Below are 22,697 nucleotides of genomic sequence, written 5' to 3'. Positions count from 1 at the left end.
CCGTCCTGACAAACCGAAGATCAAGTGGTTGCCAGAGACGAAAAAAGCCAAGGCAGGGTAAAATCCTCCGACGCAGCGGTTCCTATGCACCCCCGCTCCCACATCGAAACGCACCGCGTCATCGATGTGCATAACTTGAGGAAGAAATTCTTTCTGAGAGCACCGGGGGAAAGAGCCTGATGATCGCTGAAATCCTCCTTGAGCAAGAGGACCAACTCAGCGCAACATCAGGCTCTTTTGCATTGTGCAAAGCCTGCAGAACCACTTCCGCCCCGACACATCCTGCCGGCCCGATTCAACGCCATTCCCTGTCGAGGTCATACCGGCATCCGGGCAGCACAACACGAGCGACAATTAACCAAATCGGCGAAAAACATTGCCCGGAGCCGCAAAATGTTTTACAAGTCCTGCAATCGGAAGGGGACTGACGTGAAACCATTTCTCAAATGGGCCGGCAACAAATTCCAGATTCTCCAGCGCATTCTGGAGGTCCTGCCATCCGGCGGTCGGCTCATCGAGCCCTTTGTCGGCTCGGGCGCCGTGTTCCTCAACACCGGCTATCCCTGTTACTTCCTCACCGATACCAACCGGGACCTCATCACTCTATTTGGATGCCTGCAAGAGGAAGGCGAATCGTTCATCGCATACTGCCGCACCTTCTTCACCCATGAAAATAATGCCGAAGACGCTTTCTACGCCTTGCGGAACATCTTCAACACCACGGATGATGGCCGACTCAAATCCGCCCTGTTTCTATTCCTGAACCGGCATTGCTACAACGGTCTCTGTCGCTACAACGCCAAAGGGGAGTTCAACGCTCCCTTCGGCCGTTATAAAAAACCCTACTTCCCCGCCCGGGAGATGCACTTCTTCAGCGACAAGGCAACCCGGCAAAGGGCGACTTTCAACGTCTGGGATTTCGAGAAAACCATGCTTTCCGCGGTACCGGGGGACGTGATCTATTGCGATCCGCCTTACGTGCCCCTCTCCCGTACCGCCAATTTCACCAACTACAGTACCGGCGGTTTCGATCTGGAAAGCCAGCAGAGACTGGCCGATGTGGCCGTGGAGGTGGCCGCCAGAGGCATTACGGTGGTCATTTCCAACCACGATACGGACTTCACCCGTCAAGCCTATGCCGATGCCGAACTGATCAGCTTCCCAGTGCAAAGGTTCATCAGCTGCAACGGCGCCAATCGCGGCAAGGCCGCTGAACTGCTGGCCGTTTTTGCCCCCGACCCAAAAGGTCGGATACGCCACGGTTAGTGTGTGGGAAACTCCAGATAGCCCCCTTGTGCGAGTTTCCAGCAGGTCAGGCCATAACCCAGCCCGAGCATCACATACAGGCACACCACCCAGCCAAACCCCAGCCGTGTCGCCAGGATTGCAACCACCAGGCCGGCCAGAGATGAAGTCACGACGGAGAGGGGGACGAACAAAAAGGATCCGGGTGGGATAAGGGGATCAACCGCGGTTTTTCCGGGCGCAGGGGAACGCTCCCGACCCTGGAAGCGGCCGATGAGAACCCGCACCGCACAGGGAATGGCGGCGCCGGCCCAGGCTACCACGCCGAAGACAAAGGCCACGGGCAGAGCAAAGAAACTGATGAATTCCGCGACCCGCGAATCCGGCGCCACCACAGCGGCCAATTGCGAGCCCAAAAAGCCGCCGCCAAAAAACAGGATTAAAAACAGCGGCACCGTGAACCAACGGGAACGAAACATATCCGGCCTCAACACCAATCAACAAGAGAATGAGTCGGAACGGCAGCTCGCGCCCCAAAGCCTGGCTGAGGCGCAACACGGCTATGCCTTCTTGACGAACTCCGATTTCAATTGCATCGACCCAAAGCCCTCGATCCTGCAGTCGATATCATGATCCCCGTCGACAATCCGAATGTTTTTGACCTTGGTGCCGACCTTCACGACGGACGAGGAACCTTTGACCTTCAAATCCTTAATGACCGTTACCGTATCGCCATCCTGAAGTTCATTCCCAAAGGCATCGCGCACCACGCGCCCTGCTTCCTTCCCCGCGTCGCTTGTCCCGACGGTCCATTCATGGGCACACTCAGGGCAGACATACAGGGGCCCGTCCAGATAGGTATACTCGGAACCGCATTTGGGACATTTCGGCAAATTGTGCATGATTTATCCTGAGGCTGATTGAAGACAAGGAACGACACCTTGCCTGTAAAAAATAGTAGGGCCTTTGGGGCCGTATGGCAATCGAAGAACAGGGACGGGAGGGTGTTTCGATCTGGATTCGAAAAAAAGGCCGCCGATCAGATGCGTCCCGCCGACTCTTCCGTGTCTTCGGCGGCGGCCACATGGCCTTGCGGTTGCTCCATCATCGCAACCAGAACCGCCACCCGCTGATGGAATTGCGGCAGCTTTTCCCTGGGAACGGCAGCCGACATGGGAATCTTGGCCCTGAGAGGATCGACCGGACGGCCGTTGACGTGCAGTTCGAAGTGCAGGTGCGGTCCGGTGGAACGACCGGTATTGCCGGAGAGGGCGATGCGGTCGCCGGTCTGGACCCGCTGGCCGCGCCGGACCAGGGTTTTATGCAGATGCAGATAGCGGGTCACATACTGGCCGCCATGCTGAATTTCGACGTATTTCCCGGCAAAGGGGTGGTGATGGACACGCGTCACGACTCCATCCCCGATAGCCTTGACGGGCGTGCCGATGGGCATGGCAAAATCGACGCCGTTATGGGGAGCGATACGCCGGGTAACGGGATGACGCCGGACCGGATTGAAGTGCGAGCTGACACGATGACGGCTTTTGGTGGGATAACGCATGAAGGCGCGAACCAGGCTCTCGCCCCGGTGATCATAATAGTTGCCGTCTTCGAATAAAAAGGCGCTGTACAACCGGTTGGGACGGAGAATGCGAACGCCTTCGATGCGGCTCTGGCCGGTAGATTCTCCTTCGACAAACTGGCGCTTGCGTACCACCTGGAACCTGTCCCCGGCCTTGATTTCCCGCCGGAAATTGAGCTGATCCTTGAACAGGTCGGAGATGGCCGCCGTCTCGCCATCGGTCAAACCGGCCCGAGTGGCCGACACAAAAAAGCTGCCGTTGATTTCGCCCTCCAGCAGTTCCTGTTCCCAGGTTCCCGGCTGGATGATTTCTTCAAAGTCAAAACCGCTGTCATTGACGCGCCGATAGACAACCCGACTGCCGGCATGGATGAATAATTCCATTTCTTCCAGTTGGCGAGTTTGTTTATCCAGGGTCAGGGTAAGTACATTGCCCGGCCGCAACACATCCAGAGCCAGCAGCGCCTCATCCGCGGCCAGAATCTGGTGCAGGGTCCCTTGGTTGATATTGAAGCGGCCAAAAATGGAACTCAAAGTGTCGCCGGTCTGGATGGTTCGAACAAAAACGTGTTCCGGTTCGGGCGGACGGGCGGAAAGGACCGGAGACGTATTGGAGTCGGCCGAATCCGGCCGACCGCCTGATAGGTGCAACGAAAAGCCCAGGGCCACCAACACCAGCATCACCGCCAAGGTGCCAAGCCAGCGTTTCCGCACCGTCCGCCTGCGTTGTGTTTGCAGCATTTTCCAACTCATATGCATAAGGGAACTCATATGGCGCCAGGATTCCTGGGCGCATTTTAGAAAGGATTGGAAGGGAATGGCGTAATTCCCGCTTGGGAAAAATCTGCAAAGAGGTTGTTTTATTCCAGCAGGAAAAAACCTTCCTTTTTATAACGATCCCCCCTTGGACATGTCAAGACTGAATGTCCCAATGTTGCGTATTGCGGTAGCGTCATTTTTCTGGCCAGCATCGTCGGAACGGGTTTGGAATGATGCGGCACAACATGGCGAGGCATGGCTATTGCCTGGCCCCTCTTCCGCTGCTATGCTGCTTCTGACAAGGCATTTCTTCCGGCACATTCAGACCCGAAACTTCCAACCATCCAGGGCCGGCGGCGTGATTGACTGCTAACAAGCTGAGGTAAAACCCGTGAAGCTGTTGATGATCATGCCGGACGCCCACATGCACAAGCTGCACCTCGGCCCCCATGTGCGCTCCATGCGCGAAATGCCTTTGTCCCTCTGCACCTTGGCCGCCCTGACGCCGCCGGAGGTGAAGGTGCGACTGGTGGACGGCAGCGTCGACCCCATTCCCCGCGATGCCGATGCCGACCTGGTGGCCATCAGCCTCATCACCGGCTGCGCCAACAGCGGCTACGAACTGGCCGACCATTTCCGGGCCCGGGGCATCCCCGTGGTGCTGGGCGGCGTGCATGTCACCATCCTCCCGGGGGAGGCCATCCGCCATGCCGACGCCATCGTCATCGGCCGGGGGGAACAGGCCTGGCCGCGGCTGCTGGAGGATTTCCGGCGCGGCCGCCTGCAGCGCGTCTACGAGGAGCACGCCATCGGCGACGGCGTGTTGGCCCAGGTGCCGCCGCCGCGCCGGGATCTGCACCGCCGTTCCGGCTACATGCTGCCCGATACGGTGCAGGCCACCCGCGGCTGCAAGAAGGTCTGCGATTTCTGCACCGTCCCGGCCGTCTGGCCGGACTTTCTGAAACGGCCGGTGGCGGACGTCATCCGCGACATCCGCCTGACCCGGGGCCGCTATCTGGTCTTCAACGACGTCAGCATCGCCGAGGATCCGGACTACGCCAAGGAACTGTTCCGAGCCATGATCCCCTTGAAAAAACAGTGGGGAGGCCTGGCCACCGTGGACATCGCCCATGATCCGGAACTTTTGGAGTTGCTGCGGGCTTCGGGCTGCCGCTACCTGCTGTTCGGCTTTGAATCGGACAGTCGGACGGTACTGCAGGACATTCGCAAGGGGTTCAACAAGCCGGTGGATTACGACATTCTGGTCCGCACCATGCACGATTTGGGCATCAGCGTCCAGGGCTGCTTCGTGTTCGGCTTCGACCATGACACCACGGAAACCTTTCAGCGCACCGTCGAACGGGTCAATGCCCTGCGCATCGACATCCCGCGCTATTCCCTCTACACCCCCTATCCCGGCACCGAACTGTTCCGGCGCCTGCACCGGGAAGGTCGCATCCTGAGCTACAACTGGGATGATTACGACACCATGCACGTAGTCATCCAACCGGCCCGCATGACCCCGGAGGAACTGTACCGGGGCTTCAAGTGGGCCTACCGGGAGACCTTCAAAATCGGCTCCATCGTTCGCCGCATGCGCGGTCTGACCACCAACTCGGCCATCAACGCCCTGGGCAACCTGACCTATCGGCGGTTCGTTCGCCGCCTCTACCGCGAACCGCGCTTCGCCCAACCCTGGTCGGTCGCACGGCCCGGTTCGCCGCCGCAGGAAAACTGGTATCGGGCGGCCTTTGGCCGGGAGGATTTCCGGTGCGGCTGACCCTGATCCAACCCTGCATGGGGCGCCGGCGCGGCGCGCCCTACATCCGCACCTGGCAGATGGAGCCCCTGGCGCCGGCGCTGCTGGCGGCCCTGACGCCGCCGGATGTGACCATCCGCTTCTTCGATGATCGGATGGAGCCCATCCCCTATGACGAGCCCACCGACCTGGTGGCCATCACCGTGGAAACCTACACGGCCCGACGCGCCTACCAGATTGCCGGCGAATACCGGCGCCGGGGGGTGCCCGTGGTCATGGGGGGATTCCACGCCACCCTGATGCCCGACGAAGTGGCCAACTATGCCGAGGCGGTGGTGGTCGGCGAGGCGGAAGGCCTCTGGCCCCGGGTCGTCGACGATTTTCGCCGGGGCCGCCTGGCACGCCGCTACCAGAGCGACAGGCGGCCGTCCCTGGCGGGCAGCACCCCGGATCGCCGCATCTTTGCCGGCAAGAACTATCTGCCCGTGGCCCTGGTGGAGACCGGCCGCGGCTGCCCACATCCGTGCGAATTCTGTGCCATCCAGACCTTCTTCGGCCGCACCCATCGCTGGCGCCCGGTGGACGAGGTGGTCGAGGAACTGCGCGGCATCAAAAAGCCCCTGATCTTTTTCGTCGACGACAACATCGTCGCCGACCCGCCGCGGGCCAAGGAACTGCTGCGCGCCCTCATCCCCCTGCGAATCCGCTGGGTCGGCCAGGCCGGGATCGATGCCGCCTTCGACGAAGAACTCCTCGGCCTGCTGGCGCAGAGCGGCTGCCAGGGGCTGCTCATGGGCCTGGAAAGCCTGGATCTGGACACCCTGGCAAGCATGGGCAAGGGCTTTGCCACCGCCCGGGGCAGCTACGAGACGGCCCTGGCCAACCTGCGGCGCCAGGGCATCCGCCTTTACGTCACCTTCGTCTTCGGCTACGACGGCGACTCCGCCGCCAGCCTCGACCAGGCGCGGGCCTTCGCCGCCCGGCAGCGCTTCTACCTGGCCGCCTTCAACCACCTGACGCCCTTCCCCGGCACCCCCCTCTATCAACGGCTCGAACGGGAGGGCCGACTCCTTTTCGAGCGCTGGTGGCTGGACCCCGCCTACCGCTACGGCATGCTGCCTTTCACCCCGGCCGGCATCACCCCGCAGGCCCTGGAAGAATCCTGCATCGACGCCCGCCGGGGATTTTTCGGTCTGCCTTCCATCCTGCGCCGCAGCTTGGATTTCCGGGTCAACAGCCGCAGCCTGTTCATGTGGGGCCACTTCTTCGTCATCAACCTGCTGATGCGCAGGGAGGTGCTGCAACGGCGCCAGTATCCCCTCGGTGACGAAGGCTGCAGCATTCCGCTGTTGACCGTGGACGGCACCTTGGCCGCCAACCCGGTCCCCGCGGAGGAACAATCATGACGGAATTTGCCTTCGAACTGGCGACCCCGGCCGACGATGCCGCCATTCTCCGCCTGCTGCGGGACAATCCGGTGCCCGGCAGCGTCACCATCAGCTATGAGCGGGCGCCGTCCTACTTTCTCGGCTGCGAGGTGTTGGGCGACGGCTGCCAGACCCTGGTCGCGCGCCATCTGCCGAGCGGCGCGGTAGCCGCCATGGCCTGCCGCGCCCTGCGGCGGCGCTTCATCAACGGCCGACCGGAAACCGTCGGCTATCTCGGGCAACTGCGGGTGGACCATCGCTTCCGGGCCCGCTGGCTGGTCGCGGGCGGCTTCCGCTGTCTATGGGAACTGCACCAGGACCGGCGGGTACAGGGCTATCTGACCACCATCATCGAAGGCAACCGGGAGGCCGAAGGGGTGTTGGTGACCCGGGCGCGCCGCCATTTTCCCCGCTACCGTCCCCTGGAGCGCCTGCATACCCTGGCGCTGCACAGCCGCGACACAGGACAGCCGGCCTCGGCCGGCTGCGAAATCCGCCGGGGCGACGACATCGATCTGGAAGATCTGGTCGCTTTTCTCAACCGGCAGGGATCCCTGCGGCAGTTTTTCCCGGTGCTCACGGTGGCCGATTTTGGTGCTGAAAGCGGACTTCTGCGCGGCTTGGGGCGCCAGGACCTGCTAATCGCCCTGCGCCGGGGTCGCCTGGTCGGCATCCTGGGACTCTGGGAACAGGGCGGGTTCAAACAATCGGTGGTGCGCGGCTACCAAGGTCTGCTGCGCTGGGGGCGCCCCCTGTATAACGGTTATAACCGCCTGCGCGGTTTACTGCCCCTGCCGCCACCGGGAGCCGTCATTCCCATGGGCTATGCCGCACTGCACTGCATCGCCGAGAACGATGCGGCGGTCTTCGACCTGTTGCTGCGCCGTCAATTGCGCACCGCCAGGGAGCGCCAACTGGCTTTTCTCATGGCCGGCTTCAGTGCCGGCGATCCCTTGCTGGGCGTGGCGCGCCGCTACAGCCATATCGATTACGTCAGCCGGCTCTATACCGTCGGCTGGGATAACGGGAGCACCTTCCATGACCGCCTCGATGGACGAAACAGCCAGGTCGAAATCGCCACCCTCTGAACGGCCCGGGACGGCGACCGGGCACCTGTTGCCGCCAACCCTGGCGGCGGAGCGCCTGGCGGGAACGGTGAAGCCCGTCACGGCCTTAACGGAAGCGGAACGGGACGCCATGTTGCAACTCATGACCGCGTCCTACGACAATGTAGGCCGGTGCAGTTTCGAGGGGGACCTGGCCGAAAAGGAGTGGGTGATTCTACTCCACGAACGGGAGCAGGGCACGCTGCAGGGCTTTTCCACCCTCATGCGGATGGAGGAGGTGGTCGACGACCAACCCCTGATTGCCTTCTTCTCCGGCGACACGGTCATCAGCCGGTCCTTCTGGGGGGAGACGGTCCTGCCGCGCCTGTGGGGCCGCCTGGTCTTTGCCCTGGCGGAGGAAATCCGGGATCGCCCGGTGTACTGGTTCCTCATCTGTTCGGGATACAAGACCTACCGCTTTCTGCCGGTATTCTTCCGCACCTTCTATCCCGGCCACGGCCAGGATCACGCGGCGGCCCTGCGCCCCATCCTCGAGGTGTTGGCCCGGCGCAAGTTTCCGGAGGAGTTCGATGCCGACCACGGAGTGGTGCGACTGCACCGGGCCACCCCCCTGAGAACTGGGCTGGCGGAGGTTACGGCGCAAAGATTGCGGGATCCCCACATCGCCTTTTTCCAGCAGGCCAACCCCGGCCATATCCGCGGCGACGAACTGGCCTGCCTGGCCCAAGTCAGCCTTGAAAACCTGACCGCGGCCGGCCGCCGCATGCTGGGTCTGCAAGGCAACGGTGCCCCATGAGCCGCCTGCGCTGCCTGCTGGCCAACAGCCTCTGGTATCTGTCGACCCTGCCGGAGTCGCGCCGGTTCCACCGGGCCCTCGGTAACAGCGCCGCCGCTCAGGAAGCGGTGTTGCGGGACATTTTGCGGCAGAACACCGCCACCGTCTTCGGTCGCCGCCACGGCTTTGATGCCATTCGCTCCATCGAGGATTATCAACGCGCCGTGCCCCTGGCCGATTATGAGGACTTCGAACCCTATATCCGGCTTATTGCCGACGGCGAAGCGATGGTGCTGACGGCGGAACCGGTGCTGCTGCTGGAACCGACCAGCGGTTCCGCGACGGCCTCGAAGCTGATCCCCTACACCCGGGGACTCAAAACCCAGTTCCAGCGCGGCATTGCCCCCTGGATGGCCGACCTGTTCCGCAGCATGCCGGCCCTGCTGGGGGGCCAGAGCTACTGGTCGGTGACGCCGGCCGCCCGGCAGGCGGAGCGTACGGCGGGCGGGATACCCGTCGGCTTCGAGGACGACAGCGACTACCTGGGCGGATTCAAGGGCTGGCTGGTGCGCGCCACCCAGGCGGTACCGGCCGAAGTCAAACAGGTTCGCGACATGGACAGTTTCTGGTATGCGACCCTGCTGTTCCTGCTGCGCAGCCGCAACCTGGCCCTGATCTCCGTCTGGAATCCGACCTTTCTGATCCTGCTGTGCGGCCATCTGCAGCGCTGGTGGCCGCAATTGGCCGGGGACCTGGCCCGCGGCACCCTGAGCACGCCGCAATCCCTGACCGAACCTTTGCAGACCACACTGACCAGACATCTGCGCCCGGATGCCGTCCGCGCCGGAGAAGTTCGCGCTGCTTTCGCCGACCCTCCGAACCCGGCTGCCGTGCACCAGGCCCTCTGGCCCCATCTGCGGTTGATCAGCTGCTGGCGCGACGGCGCCGCTGCCGAGCCGGCCGCCGAATTGGCCGACCTCTTCCCGCAGGCGACCATCCAGGGCAAGGGCTTGCTGGCTACGGAAGGCTTCGTCACCCTGCCGGTCATGGCCGGCGGCTGTCTGCCGGCCCTGCGCAGCCATTTTTTCGAGTTTCTGCCCGGCGACGGCGGCGGGTTCCGCCTGCTGCACCAACTCGAGGATGGACAAACTTACTCTCTGGTGCTGACCACCGCCGGCGGGCTGTATCGTTACCGCCTGCGCGACCTGGTACAGGTGACGGGCTTCTACCGCAGCGTGCCCCGGTTGCGTTTCGTCGGCAGGGAGGACGGCATCGCCGACCATTTCGGCGAGAAGCTCCATGAGCAGCATGTCGACGGCGCCCTGCGCCAGTCTCTGGCCGAGTTCGGCCTGCGGCCGGCTTTCGCAATGCTCGCCCTGGATGGAGGCCCGCCGCCCGCCTATGTCCTGTACCTCGAAGACGCCGCCGCCCATGAGGAGCAACTGCGACGGTGCGGGGAGCGGTTTGAGGAACACCTCGGCGACAATTTCCACTATCGCTATTGCCGGGATCTGGGACAGCTGGCACCAGTGCGGGTGTTCAGAATCACCGCCAACGGCCGCGAAACCTACCTGCACGGCTGCGCCGCCCGCGGACAACGCCTCGGCGATGTAAAACCCCGGGTGCTGCATCCCGCAACGGGCTGGACTAAATTTTTCGACGGCTCCATGTTGTGGTGATCGCCCGGGCAGTCCTCATGGCCATTGGAACCCATCACCCTCAACCGATCAGGAAGATATGCCCATGCGCATGGCTCCATCCTGTCTTTGCTGCCTGCTGTTGCTGCTCATGGCCGCTCCGTTAAAGGGCGCGGATGAAGCACCGCGTTCCACCGCAGCCCTGCTGGCGCTCATGAGCCGGGGAACCGGCGGCGGCCCTCATGGAAAATCCGGGGTCTACGTGCTGGAGAAGGGCGAAGAATCATTGCTGGCCCGGGCTTGGCTGGCCGACCAGGCCCGTTCCAGCATCGACATCCAGTACTTTATCTGGAGCACGGACAACATCGGCATTCTGGCCAGCGAAGCCCTGCTGCGGGCGGCCGACCGCGGCGTCAAGGTGCGGGTGCTGGTCGACGATCTGCTCATCGATGCGCCGCCCGCCGCTCTGCTGGCCCTGGTGCAGCATCCGAACATCGACATCCGCATCTACAACCCGAAGGTCACCGTCGGCACCTCCAGGCTGAAACGCATCCTTAACGCCCTTACCGCCCTGCGCGCCGTCAATCAGCGCATGCATGACAAGACCGCCCTGTTCGACGGCACCGTCGGCATCACCGGCGGCCGCAACATGGCGGATGAGTATTTCGACTACGATCACCGCTATAACTTCCGCGATCGAGACGTGCTGGTGGTCGGGCCGGTGGTGGCGGACATGGAGGAGAGTTTCGACCGCTTCTGGGCAAGTCCCCTGGCGGTACCGGTGGAAAAACTGCTGACCCGGGAACTGCGGGACATGGACCCGGAGCGGACCCGGGCCGTCTACGACCACCTGCGCCGTTATGCCGGCGACCCGGAAAATTTCGCCCCGGAGGTGCGCGAAGCCCTCGGAGATCTGCCGCGCAACCTGGACCGCATGCTGAGTGGAATGGTTTGGGAGGAGGTCCGTTTTCTCAGCGATTTGCCGGGGAAAAACGAGCAGCGCAGAGGGCTTTCCTGCGGCGGCCGGACCACCACCGAACTGGCCGACCTGCTGCGCCGGGCAAAACAAAGGGTGACCATTCAGTCACCCTACCTGATCATGCCCGAGGGCGGCTTCGAGCTGTTTGACAGCCTGGTGCAACGCGGCGTCGAGGTGCGCATCTCCACCAATTCCCTGTCCTCCACGGACAATCTGATGGCCTTCAGCGGCTACCGCAAACAGCGCCGGCGTCTCATCAACAGCGGTATCCGGATCTACGAGTTCAAGCCCGATCCCGCCATCAAGCGCGCCCTCATCGAGCGCTATCCGCAACTGGAGGACAAGGCGCCGGTGTTCGCCGTCCACGCCAAGACCCTGGTCGTCGACGGCGAAACCCTGTTCATCGGCACCTTCAACCTCGACCCCCGCTCCGCCAACCTCAATACGGAGGTGGGCATCCTGGTCGAGAACCGGCAGCTTGCCGCCCAGGTGGAAAACAGCATCGAGCAGGACATGGACCCGGAAAACAGCTGGAACGCCGCCGCCGGCCCGGATCGTTTCGCCTCCCTGGCAAAACGCATCAAGGTCTTCCTGCTGCAACTGCTGCCCCTGGAGCCGCTGCTGTAGGTAGACGCCCCGTCGACGGCCTTCGCCGGGGCCTGTGAAATCAGGACTGCGATCTCAGGGAACGCTGTTCGGTAACCGGCCTGCCTTGCCCCCGAAGGACCTCAGGCGACCGCGACGCCCCGCTCCCGCAGGTATTGCTTGAGTTCGCTGATGCGAACCATGCCGAAATGGAACATGGATGCCGCCAGCAGAATGGTGGCCCCGGCCTGCACGGCATCATAAAAGTGTTCCAGTTTGCCGGCGCCGCCGGACGCCACCACCTCCGCCGCCACGGCGGATTTGATGGCCCGGATTACCGGCAGATCATAGCCGGTCCGGGCGCCGTCACCGGCCTTGCTGGTCGGCAGAATGACCGGCACGCCATAGCCGTCCACCCGCTTGGCCCATTCGACGGCATCGGCCCCGGTAGCGGTCCGGCCGCCGTCGACATAGACCTCGTAACCGGAGGGCAGGGCCGGATTGCGATCCACGTCGATGGCCACCGTCACACACTGCGCGCCCAGCGCCTTGATCAGTTCCGGAATCAGATCCGGCTTGCGGAAGGCGGCGCTGCTGACGGAAACTTTGTCGGCGCCGGCCTTGAGCACCGCTTCCGCGGACGCCACATCGAAAATGCCGCCGCCGACGGTAAAGGGTACCGTGGTCACCTCGGCGACGCGCCCGACCACCTCGAGCATGGTGGCCCGGCCTTCGACCGTGGCGGTAATATCCAGCAACGCCAGTTCGTCGGCGCCGTTTTCGCAATAGGCACGTGCGCAGGCCACCGGGTCCCCGGCGTCCTTGATGTCCACGAAATGTACACCCTTGACCACCCGTCCGTTCTGCATGTCCAGGCAAGGCATGATACGAATTTTCGGATTCATGATTGCGGCCTCCTGTTTTTTGCGGGGTTTGAGTATTACGCCATCAGGTTTCAGTCCATTTTTCCATCAGCGCGCTCAGGGCCCGAGCCATGACCGAGGGCTCCTCAATTGTGGGGTCGAGGTCGATGACCCGGGCGGGATTTCTTTTCGAAATGCCGAACAGGTAGGTCTTGTCGTAGTAATCGAGCAGGGTATGGGTGGCGGCCGCATAGTCGCCCGCAGCGATGGCCTGCAGGGCGGAACGGCTTTTTTCGCCGCCGAGGCGCTTGCTGATGTTTCGCACCGCTTCGGCCAACCGTTCCGGGGGCACGGCGCCGTAATCGCGGCACAAACGTTCCACCCGCACCTCGCGCGACACCTGGACCCGGATCAGGGGCGCGCTGCGCATCTGCAAAAACAGCCCTTCGGGAATGAGGACCCGGCCGATGCGGCGGCTCTCGTCCTCGATCCAGATGGGTTGAGCGGGACTCAAACTCAGCAAGGCCGTGTGCAGTTCGTTTTCGAACTGCTCGTTGGAAGGCTGCGCCGTCTCCTCCAGGCCGCCGAAGGCCGAGCCGCGATGGTGGGCCAAACCCTCCAGGTCCAGCACCTGCTGCCCCCGGCGCCGCAGATGCTGCAGGATATCGGTCTTGCCGCTACCCGTCATGCCGCCCAGTACCCGCAACGGCAGGGGCGTGGCGAAACCGGCCAGCACATGCCGTCGATAGGCCTTGTAGCCGCCCTGCAGCAAGCCGACCCGGTAGCCGACCTTCTCCAGCAGCCAGGCCAGGGCCTGGCTGCGCATCCCGCCGCGCCAGCAATGCACCAGGATCTGCTTCGCGTCGGTGACCGCCTTGACTTGGGCGATGTATTGCGCCAGACGCGGCCCGACGAACTCGAAGGCCAGAATGACCGCCTGCTCCCGCCCCTGGTGCTTGTAGGCCAGGCCGATACGATGCCGCTCCTGGTCGGAAAACAGCGGCAGATTATGGGCACCGGGGATATGCCCCTGCTGGTATTCGCCCGGAGAACGGACATCGAAAATAGGAGAATGCTTCGCCAGTCGCAGAAATTGGTCGGCAGTCAGGGTACGTAGGCTCATGGAGGCTTGCGGTTTCTCTCAAAATGTAACGGATTTTCATCCTGGGTTGCCGGATGAACACTTGCTGGAGACAAATCCGACAAGGCGTGAGAAGCGTTTTCAGGACCGGATCTGCTTTGGCAGAAGGCACCACTCTATCTGATGGTGCATGAGCACCTGTACCCCAATCCGATGCCGATTGCAATGCCTTTCGCTCCGAGAATATTAGAAATCGATCTTCCTTCAGATAGCATCCATGCTCCTGCAATCTTCTCCCGGGAAGCCATCCCGCACGAATGGCGGAGTTTATGCTTGAACAATTAATAATTAATTGATATAAACAATTTCCAACGAGGCACATCCCACAGCACCACAGGAGGGCAATCATGTCAAACAAACCCATCCAGCGCTGCCTGCAGGAAAATTTCGGCTTCGACTCGTTTCGCCCGGGGCAGGCGGCGGTCATCGACTGCCTGCTGGCGGGACGCTCGTCACTGGCCATCTTTCCCACGGGAGGCGGCAAGAGCCTCTGCTACCAACTGCCCGCCCTGCTGCTGGACGGCCTGACCCTGGTTATCTCGCCTCTGATCGCGCTCATGAAGGACCAGGTCGACGCCCTGCGGGAGCGCGGCATCCGGGCCGCGCGCCTCGACTCCAGCATCGGCCCCGGCGAGGCCCAGGCCATCTATGGCCAACTGGCCGACGGCAGCCTCAAGCTGCTTTACATCGCCCCCGAGCGATTGGCCAACGAACGCTTCCTTAATCGTCTTCAGGGACGACCCATCGCCTTGCTGGCCATCGATGAAGCCCATTGCATCTCGGAGTGGGGGCACAATTTCCGCCCCGAATATCTCAAGATCGCCCGCCTGGCCGAGGAGTTGAACGTCGGCCGGGTGCTGGCCCTGACCGCCACCGCCACGCCGGATGTCGCCGCCGACATCCGCCGGGCTTTCAACATCACTGAAAGCGACCAGATCCGCACCAGTTTTCATCGGCCCAACCTGCATCTCACCGTTTCCCCCTGCCCCGCCCCGGCGCGAGGGGAATTGCTGCTGCAACGCCTGCGTGAAGAGGCAGCCGGAGCGACCATCGTCTACGTCACCCTGCAAAAGACCGCTGAGGATATGGCCAGTTTTCTCGCCGCGGCGGGCATCGCCGCCCAAGCCTATCATGCCGGCATGAAAAACGAAGAACGCACCGCCGTGCAGGACGCCTTCATGGCCGGCGATCTGCGGGTGGTGGTCGCCACCATCGCCTTCGGCATGGGCATCGACAAAGCCGACATCCGCGCCATCTATCACTACAACCTGCCCAAGACCCTGGAGAACTACATGCAGGAGATCGGCCGGGCCGGTCGCGATGGACAGGATGCCCGGTGCGAAATTCTCGCCTGCGCCGACGACCTGACGGTACTGGCCAACTTCAGTTACGGGGACACCCCGGTCCCCGAAGCCCTTGCGTCCCTGGTGGAGCACCTGCTCGACGCGGGAGAGGCCTTCAATGTGTCCCACTTCGAACTGGCCGGACGGTTCGACATCCGCCCCCTGGTCGTGGCCACCGTTTTCACCTATCTGGAATTGAACGGCGTGCTGCGCGCCACGGGCCCCTTCTACGACAGCTTCAAGGTTCGCCTCAACCGCTCCCTGGAGGAGATCTGCGCCGGCTTCGATGCCCAGCGTGCCGGCTTCCTGCAGGATCTGTTCGCAACCGCCAAAACCGGGCGCATCTGGAGCCACATCCATCCCGAGGCAAGTGCCGCCGACTTGAAACAGCCACGCGGACGGATCACGGCCGCCATCGGCTATCTGGAAGAAAAGGGGGAAGTGACGGTCCAGGCCACCGGCCTGCGTCACGGTTACCGCCGCCTGCAGCCAACCGTCGAGGCTGGAGAACTCATCGCCGATCTGCAGAAAACCTTCGCCGAGCGGGAACAGCGCAACATCGCCCGACTGCGGAACGTCCTGGACTATGCGGAGCAAAACCGCTGTCTGACCCGGCAACTGCTGGATTATTTCGGCGAAACCGGCACTGACGAATGTCACGACTGCAGCCGCTGCCGCAAGGGGCAGGGGCAACCTCTGCCGCGCACCGCACCCCTCGAACCGGGCGCCGCCGAAACCGCCATCGTCCAACGGGTGCGGGCCGAAAACCATCCGGCCCTGGCCCACCCACGCCAGTTGGCCCGCTTTCTGTGCGGCCTCACCAGCCCCGCCGCCCAGCGTGCCCAGCTTGGCCGGCACCCGGATTTCGGCGCCCTGGGCGCCTTCCCGTTCCAGAAGGTGCTGGGCCTGTTGACCAGCCCGGGGTAATCTCCCAACAATGATGGTCTCGCAAAAAGTCGAACCGAATTTGCGACTGCATCAATGACAAGCTGCTCGAAGCTTTGGTTCAGGCATTCCGCGCAGTTGCCGGGCCCTTCCCAGAGAATCCGGGCGGGGGAGACCGCCGCCAGCCTCGATTTAGGGGCCGGGCAGCATACCGACGGCCTTTTTCAGCGCCGCATTGAATTCTCCCGGACGATTCATCATCAGAAAATGATCGGCCCCTTCGATGACAATGGCTTCGTAGGACAGCATGTGCCGCCGGTTGCCTTCGTAGTTGATGGGCCACACATCGGCATTGATGGTCACCACGGGCAAACGAACCTCCTCGAATATCTTGGCCACCTCACCGGTAAGGTACTGCTGCATGGTTTCCCGCAAGGCACTCAGGGCCACAGCGGGCGGTGCAGCGGACATGTCCGCCAGAATCCAATCCCGGAGCCGGGGATCCGTCTGCGGGGAAATCATCTGGGCGACGAACTCTCTGGCGCCGGCCGGGAAATCCTGTTCCAGCGGCGCGACCATGCCATAAAATGCCTCACGAGTCAGGGGATATTCGATATTTTCCAGGGTATCCACACCGATCAGGCCACGCACCCGCTTCGGCAGCAACCGGGCCGCCTCCACAATCACGGAGCCGCCCATGGAGTGGCCGACAAGGATGGCGTCTTCAATCCCTTCCGCATCCATCACGGCGCGCACGTCCTCCCCGAAGGACGCCATGGTATAGCGCGTCCGCCCGCTCCCCGAGTGGCCGTGTCCGGCAAGATCCAGCACCACCACGCGATGCCGGTCGGCAAAATGCGCCGTCTGCTGCCGCCAGTAGCGGGCATCGCAGCTCCAGCCATGGACGAACACGAGAGCGGGCGTGCCGGTTCCATAGGTTTCATAGGAAATGGCCGTGCCGTCCGCGGAACTGGCCATTTTGGGCCAGTCGTTCCCGGCGAAAGCTTCTCCGGCGGCCGATACCAAAAGTGCGAAGGCAAGCATCAGCCCCACCAGACTCCCCGATACCCGCCAGGGGAACAATCCGCCTGAGATGTTCATTTGTCCGGATTCCTTGCGCATAGGTTCACCTATTCTCCTCTGAAAATTCTGAAACTCCGGCCGATTTTTTCCCGCTGCACAGTGATACCCCCTGTAGCCGAAAACTATCCGGAGGGTTTCCAGGGGGTGGCAAACATGGGTAGCTACGGGCTCCTCGGGGCGGGCGAAACAGCTCTGTTTTCTATACGGGAATTCGACGGGCAAGGCAAGGCTTGGGAGGCGCGGCTGCAAACATTAAAGCTGCTGACATTAAAATGATTGACTAATTTTTCCATTGGCGCAAAATTGGATTTTGGTTGGGAAGGAATGCGGCGCGGTTGTTCCTGGTTGCATAGTTTTTCGCAAGACCGGATGCTTTTTTGCCAGGGATTTGTGGCCATGGCTGTAGCGCCAGTCGAATTTGGCGTGGATGGTTCCTTTGCGGATATGTCGTGGAAGAGACACAGGATTTCTGAGGATTTTCTTTACGATCAAAGGGTGGAAAATGGAGACAACCACTTTCCACTTTTACCCCTTTAATATCGTGATAAGTGGAAAATTTTGCCTGCTATAGCGCTGATATGACGGAAATTTTTCCACCGATCCAATCTGTTATGCCATATAGAAAAACGCAAAAGTAGCAACTATTCCAAAGAGCTGAAAATACATTACACAAGAAAGGTACGTAAATGCCAAGCCCTGCTTATGCATCAAAAGAAGACGAATACTGGTACAACGTTTCTCCGCAAGATGACCTGCCTTTGGCTGGACAGATAGATCTAGAAATTGATTTAAAGTCAATCTCCGTATTTTTTCTTAAACTTGCTGGTGCGGCTAATGTCACTTCGGCTAAGAAAATAATCCGAGAATGTTTGATTGATAACCCGGTAATCTTCAGTCACGCAAGGCAATTTCTTGGATTGAGCGATAAAAGAGCCTATCTCGACCTCTCGTATATTGCTAGTCGTACACCACACCCAACGCAAGCCACAAGCATAAGCGGCTGTCACCCATGGACACTATCTCGGCACCCCATGGCATTTTTTCTACGTTTGCTTAGTGGGTCACAAGGGAAGCCGGTCCAAATCTCAACAGCGGATATGATCGCCGCCTATATGATCGAGCAGGGGCTCTATGAGGCTGCAAGGGGTTTCTCTGGAATGTCGGAAAACCTTATGCAGTTGGTTTACACCCGACTTATCTCTCCGAAAGAGTACCAGCAGAAAGCAGCTAAGCGACGTGGACATGGTTGCGAAGCTGCCCTAGCTGAGGTGTTAGAACAATGCGGCATTGATATGATACCGAAAAACAAAGCCGCAAATCCAATGGGTGCAAACGACCCACATTTAAATCTGGAGACAATGACAGTATCTGAACGGCAGGCGGGGACAACTCATGCTTTTGACATGATTATTCTCTCAGATAAACGCGTCATTGTTGCTATTCAATCCCTTATACATACTTCTGATCCTGGTCAATATGGTGTTGATAAAAGCAATGAGACCGTATCTATCGCTGGCAAGATAAAAAAATGGAATACACAGAACAAAGAAAAAACCAATGTTGAGCTTTGGGGGCTAGTTGATGGCGTTGGATTCAGCGAGAACAAGTCAGATACAATAAATAAGCTTTTAAAGCAATTTAATAACTTTGTTCAGATCAAGACGCTTTATAAAGCGCCACTCCGTTTACATCTACTAGGGCAGATAAAAATAAAGGGCATCTTCTTTAGCGACTATTATGATACCGAAGACATTGATGCTATAAAAAATATATATGTCCCAAAAGACGTGAAAGTTATTACGGCCAAAGATGAAACCTTAAGCAGCTGGAAGTCAATTCGATGCGGTGAGGCGGTCATTTACATTTAGTGAGATTATTTATGTTACAAAAATCTTACTAACTTCTTGGTCTAGTTGTTTTCGGAGTTCCCGTAACACATCTGCATCGTGACTTGAAGTTGCTTTGTGACCGCCCTGACATATAGAAGAGATATTCAAGTGCTGTGTATTATTTTCGTCAAACTGAGGCAATGCAAGAGACTTTATGATATTGGTAGATATTTGGCGCTTGCTCGCAGATGAATTAATATAATTGCGTATCGCAGTTGACGATAATATACCGCAAACAAAGTAGGCTTCCTGCGAAGACTCAAACGGAATAAACATCACTTTGTCATTTGGAAGTATAGGTTTGGAATAGTCATCACCGTCAACTACACATACGGTAAATTCGCTTGCGATATATTTCCAACACACCTTGTATGGTGCAAAAGTATATTCACCGATTCTCTGAAGAGTGTAGAAATATTTTTTAAGTATATCTTTCTCCCAACCAGCAAATCCTTGCCTCTCGGCAAGAACACTTTGCATAGATGTAAGGTACTGATAGGCAAATGGAAAGGTTGACTCCAACTGTGTTTTCTCAAGGGGGTACATTCGAGTATCACGGGTATGTGGACACAGTAAATACACTTCAGGACGAGCATGCCACATTTGTATGTCTCTGCCTCTAAGCACTGAGAAAATGGCATCGCGTTCTAGAATTACTTTTCTTGATGGAACAGGCTTTTTTGCTCTTTCGATGATGTTCCTGTAAAAACCCGTTTCTTTTGTATCGCCTTGATCCAGATATTCCATATAGAAGATTGCATTTGCGCCACCGGTAAAAACTCCCATTCTGGGAACGTATTCATTGGTCCCCTGCAACGGAGAAAAGGTTTCTGTGACGTTAGCATCTGCGATAAGCCAGCGAGACTCAGGGTTGTTTGGGTCGGTTCGTGAAGCGAATTTGTGGTTTTCACGAATGCGGCTGCGAACGGCATCAAGACTCATAGACGTTTCCGGGTTCCAACGTTTGCTATCTTTACTCCACTCAGCTACGTTTACAGGAAAGACAGTGGGCTCACCTTTCCTTATTTCCCATGTTGCTGCATCGGTATTCGCTTCTGAAAAAACACGGATATTAGAGAAAGTGCGGATATGTTCAAGGCATAGTGGCGTGCCATTATCAGCCAGCGACAGACGGCGTACACCACGGGCGGCGAGTTCAGAATGCATTGTTGCAGGACGGAGTACAACTGCACTTTTGCCTTTGTCCTTTAGGTAAAAGTCCCAAGCTACCATTAGAGCAAGGCTTGAGATATCCTCTTTAAGGAAAGCAGCATCTAGCCCGCTAACCTTAAAAAGATCATAAAGCCCCCATGCATCAGTAATTGTGTTTCGGTAGGATCGAGAAATATACTCCCAACCAACCCAAGGAGGGTTAGTTAAAACAACATCCGCAGGTTTTACAGCATAAACAAAAAACTGTTCCAAAATTCTTCGATCACTTGCGGAAAGCGTAACAAACTCGCTATGTATTGGGTGTTGAGCTGAGTAATCGATCCAGTTGTCGAGGTTAAGTCCATAAACAGAGAGTCTATTTGCAATTTTTGAGAAAGCGACGTTGGAAGTTAAATCAGGGAGGCGAACCGTTTCACCGTCAATACTAATTGTCGAAGGAAATAGCCCCAGTGGTGAAGATTTGTATTGCCCTTTTGTTATTGCAGGAGCCAAGGAATCGGCACTAACAATGTTTAGGTGAACACTGGAGTCAAGCTTCTGCCCCAGACGACCAATGCACAGAGCAAGATTTGCTCTAGCAGCAGCGCAAGCAATCGGATTGAGGTCGATTCCAAGAAGGTTTGGTAGCACTTCATTAACTGTCACCCCTTGTGTTATTGCTCGCTGTAGTGCACGAACCAAGAAGACACCTGACCCGCAAAATGGATCAAGCAGTCGTTTCTCTGGCGACCAATCGACGTCAACTAGTAGTAGTTCGGCAAGCCACTCAGGAGTGTAAAATTGTCCGGTTATATGCAAGAGATTTTTCGGAAAAAGTGAGTGATGGATAATTTGAAGCGGGTCGCAACCGGGGATTAACAACTTGTCCCGCTCCCAAACAATAGAAAGATTACCTAATGCATCCCGGACACCGTGTAAGTTATCTCCATTGCAGCCTTCGAGTATCCAGTCAAAATCGAAGGCAAATTTACACCCATAAACTCCCTCATCCTCAAATAATGCACCTGAGATTAGCTTGTCTAAAAAGGAACGAAAATGCTGATCTGGGAGTGAATGTATTTTGCGCAGAAAGTCAGATGGATTTTTTTGAAAAGATGCATATGCAATTAGGTTGCAAACAAGAAAAAAGTAGGCCTCTAGAGCAATTATAGTGTCTACAGCCATGTCGGCAGACATATCTACCTCGATGGTTTTTTGGAGAACCGTTAAATCGACAGCCCTTTGACCCTTCATGTCGCCGTAAACGTGTGATATACGTGACTGCCAAATCGCTCTTGAGGAAACTGGCATGTTTTTAGCCATGTTGACGAGCTTAGACAATGCAACCTTGGAGTCCTTGATCGTAATCGGCATTTGCACCCTCCTAATTTTACTGCCCGGCTGCAATGTACACAATTTGAAGCACACAGTCAACTAAAATATGGCGACTTGAAAATCAGCATAACTAGGGGGGAGCAGTAGGGTCAGGACTTGATAACTTGAATATTCCGGATATCATTTTGCCATGGCACGAAAACCACGCATACACGCGCCGGGCGCAACCTACCACGTCATTCTTCGTGGTAATGCCCGCCAGGATATTTTTTCAGATGACAAGGACCGCTATCGTTTCTACGAGATCCTCCAGAAAGCGCACGAGCGATTTGGTTCCGGGTGCACGCCTTTTGTTTGATGACCAACCATGTTCACTTGCAGTTCCAGGTCGGCGATATCCCCTTGTCCCGGATCATGCAGAACATCGCGTTGCGGTACACACAGTGGTTCAACTGGCGGCATAAGAAGTCGGGGCACGTTTTCCAGGGCAGATACAAGGCTGTCATGGTGGATGCCGACGAATATCTCCTGGAGCTGGCGGCATACATCCACCTTAACCCGGTGCGCGCCGGCATGACGGACCAGCCGGAAAATCACCGCTGGAGCAGTCACCGCGCCTACCTTGGCAAAGAGAACCTTTCCTGGCTGGAAACCGGTTTCATCCTCTCCCAGTTCTCAACGGACGAAAAGAACGCCCGTACCCAGTTTGCGCGTTTTGTAGGGGGGAGAGTGAATGAGGGGCGCCGGGATGAGTTTCATGGCGTGAAGACCCAAGATAGCCGCATCTTCGGTGATGACCGATTTGTCGATATCGTGCTGGCCGAGGCGGAATCTCTTCCCGAACGGAAACCTGACGTGCATGCCGTGGTTGCTGCCGTGAAGACGATTTATGGGCTTTCGGATGAGCTTCTCCGATCGCGGGGACGGGAGCGGAAGAGTTGCGAAGCTCGTGGCCTTGCTGCCTGGGCGACGCTTGAGATCAGCAGCGGGAAGTTGACAGAGCTCGCGAAGCTTCTGGGACGAGATTCATCGACGCTGACCTGTGCGGTGCGGCGCATGGAAAAACGCCGGGAGAAAGACTCTTCGCTTGTTGATAAAATGGAACGACTGCGACGGGAGATTCTGAATCAAGTTATCAAACCCTGACCCTATAGATACGATCGTTTTGTTTTATGACGCATGAATTCCCCT

The 22,697-nt window shown here is 58.6% G+C and carries 17 protein-coding genes; 10 read left to right on the top strand and 7 right to left on the bottom strand.

What is annotated here, in order from left to right:
• Nucleotides 1-393: 393 nt before the first annotated feature.
• The gene (locus JQN68_RS11820) at nt 394-1,266 is read left to right on the top strand and encodes a Dam family site-specific DNA-(adenine-N6)-methyltransferase (protein ID WP_283775527.1); all 873 of its coding nucleotides are present in this window, start codon (nt 394-396) and stop codon (nt 1,264-1,266) included.
• Here the strand turns inward: JQN68_RS11820 and JQN68_RS11815 are convergent.
• The 3 genes from JQN68_RS11815 to JQN68_RS11805 form a co-directional block, all read right to left on the bottom strand.
• Entirely contained in the window at nt 1,263-1,724 is a 462-nt protein-coding gene (locus JQN68_RS11815; RefSeq protein ID WP_225073517.1) for a hypothetical protein, read from the bottom strand. The two genes, JQN68_RS11820 and JQN68_RS11815, sit on opposite strands and share 4 nt — an antisense overlap.
• A gap of 81 nt (nt 1,725-1,805) precedes the next feature.
• Nucleotides 1,806-2,147, bottom strand: coding sequence for a zinc ribbon domain-containing protein YjdM (locus JQN68_RS11810; protein WP_225073518.1), 342 nt, complete (start codon nt 2,145-2,147; stop codon nt 1,806-1,808).
• A 137-nt stretch (nt 2,148-2,284) separates the two neighbouring features.
• The gene (locus tag JQN68_RS11805) at nt 2,285-3,568 is read right to left on the bottom strand and encodes a peptidoglycan DD-metalloendopeptidase family protein (RefSeq protein WP_225073519.1); all 1,284 of its coding nucleotides are present in this window, start codon (nt 3,566-3,568) and stop codon (nt 2,285-2,287) included.
• Nucleotides 3,569-3,977: 409 nt separating this feature from the next.
• Between JQN68_RS11805 and JQN68_RS11800 the strand changes: the two genes are divergently transcribed.
• The 6 genes from JQN68_RS11800 (at nt 3,978) to JQN68_RS11775 (ending at nt 11,857) form a co-directional block, all read left to right on the top strand.
• Entirely contained in the window at nt 3,978-5,366 is a 1,389-nt protein-coding gene (locus JQN68_RS11800; protein WP_225073520.1) for a B12-binding domain-containing radical SAM protein, read from the top strand.
• Nucleotides 5,357-6,751 carry a B12-binding domain-containing radical SAM protein gene (locus tag JQN68_RS11795; RefSeq protein ID WP_225073521.1) on the top strand — a complete coding sequence of 465 codons (1,395 nt, stop codon included), beginning with the start codon at nt 5,357-5,359 and terminating at the stop codon, nt 6,749-6,751. Before JQN68_RS11800 ends, JQN68_RS11795 begins: the two co-directional genes overlap by 10 nt.
• Nucleotides 6,748-7,860, top strand: coding sequence for a hypothetical protein (locus JQN68_RS11790; RefSeq protein ID WP_225073522.1), 1,113 nt, complete (start codon nt 6,748-6,750; stop codon nt 7,858-7,860). Before JQN68_RS11795 ends, JQN68_RS11790 begins: the two co-directional genes overlap by 4 nt.
• Nucleotides 7,811-8,635: a hypothetical protein gene (locus JQN68_RS11785; protein ID WP_225073523.1), complete on the top strand. Its 825-nt coding sequence runs from the start codon at nt 7,811-7,813 to the stop codon at nt 8,633-8,635. The genes JQN68_RS11790 and JQN68_RS11785 overlap by 50 nt, the downstream gene beginning before the upstream one ends.
• Nucleotides 8,632-10,293 carry a GH3 auxin-responsive promoter family protein gene (locus JQN68_RS11780; RefSeq protein ID WP_249621205.1) on the top strand — a complete coding sequence of 554 codons (1,662 nt, stop codon included), beginning with the start codon at nt 8,632-8,634 and terminating at the stop codon, nt 10,291-10,293. The genes JQN68_RS11785 and JQN68_RS11780 overlap by 4 nt, the downstream gene beginning before the upstream one ends.
• Nucleotides 10,294-10,357: 64 nt before the next feature.
• Entirely contained in the window at nt 10,358-11,857 is a 1,500-nt protein-coding gene (locus tag JQN68_RS11775; RefSeq protein ID WP_225073525.1) for a phospholipase D-like domain-containing protein, read from the top strand.
• 101 nt (nt 11,858-11,958) lie between these two features.
• Here JQN68_RS11775 and hisF read toward each other — a convergent pair whose 3' ends face one another.
• Complete coding sequence (hisF, locus tag JQN68_RS11770; protein ID WP_225073526.1) at nt 11,959-12,720, bottom strand: imidazole glycerol phosphate synthase subunit HisF; 762 nt, start codon at nt 12,718-12,720, stop codon at nt 11,959-11,961.
• Nucleotides 12,721-12,763: 43 nt separating this feature from the next.
• A complete protein-coding gene (mnmH, locus tag JQN68_RS11765; RefSeq protein WP_225073527.1) occupies nt 12,764-13,801 on the bottom strand; it encodes a tRNA 2-selenouridine(34) synthase MnmH in 1,038 nt (345 codons plus the stop codon).
• 365 nt (nt 13,802-14,166) lie between these two features.
• Here mnmH and JQN68_RS11760 point away from each other — a divergent pair, with 365 nt between their 5' ends.
• Nucleotides 14,167-16,089 carry a RecQ family ATP-dependent DNA helicase gene (locus tag JQN68_RS11760; protein ID WP_249621204.1) on the top strand — a complete coding sequence of 641 codons (1,923 nt, stop codon included), beginning with the start codon at nt 14,167-14,169 and terminating at the stop codon, nt 16,087-16,089.
• 150 nt (nt 16,090-16,239) lie between these two features.
• Here the strand turns inward: JQN68_RS11760 and JQN68_RS11755 are convergent, their stop codons facing one another.
• Nucleotides 16,240-17,148, bottom strand: coding sequence for an alpha/beta fold hydrolase (locus JQN68_RS11755; protein ID WP_225073529.1), 909 nt, complete (start codon nt 17,146-17,148; stop codon nt 16,240-16,242).
• Between the two features lie 668 nt (nt 17,149-17,816).
• On the opposite strand from JQN68_RS11755, the gene JQN68_RS11750 reads away from it, so the two are divergent.
• Nucleotides 17,817-18,998: a hypothetical protein gene (locus JQN68_RS11750; RefSeq protein WP_225073594.1), complete on the top strand. Its 1,182-nt coding sequence runs from the start codon at nt 17,817-17,819 to the stop codon at nt 18,996-18,998.
• Between the two features lie 9 nt (nt 18,999-19,007).
• Here the strand turns inward: JQN68_RS11750 and JQN68_RS11745 are convergent, their stop codons facing one another.
• Nucleotides 19,008-21,545: an N-6 DNA methylase gene (locus JQN68_RS11745; protein ID WP_225073593.1), complete on the bottom strand. Its 2,538-nt coding sequence runs from the start codon at nt 21,543-21,545 to the stop codon at nt 19,008-19,010.
• A gap of 318 nt (nt 21,546-21,863) precedes the next feature.
• On the opposite strand from JQN68_RS11745, the gene JQN68_RS11740 reads away from it, so the two are divergent.
• The gene (locus JQN68_RS11740) at nt 21,864-22,652 is read left to right on the top strand and encodes a transposase (protein WP_249621213.1); all 789 of its coding nucleotides are present in this window, start codon (nt 21,864-21,866) and stop codon (nt 22,650-22,652) included.
• Nucleotides 22,653-22,697 lie beyond the last annotated feature (45 nt).

It is taken from the genome of Desulfuromonas sp. CSMB_57, assembly GCF_020194955.2.
GTDB lineage: Bacteria > Desulfobacterota > Desulfuromonadia > Desulfuromonadales > Syntrophotaleaceae > JAFCIY02.
This window is presented reverse-complemented; position numbering and strand designations above follow the sequence as displayed.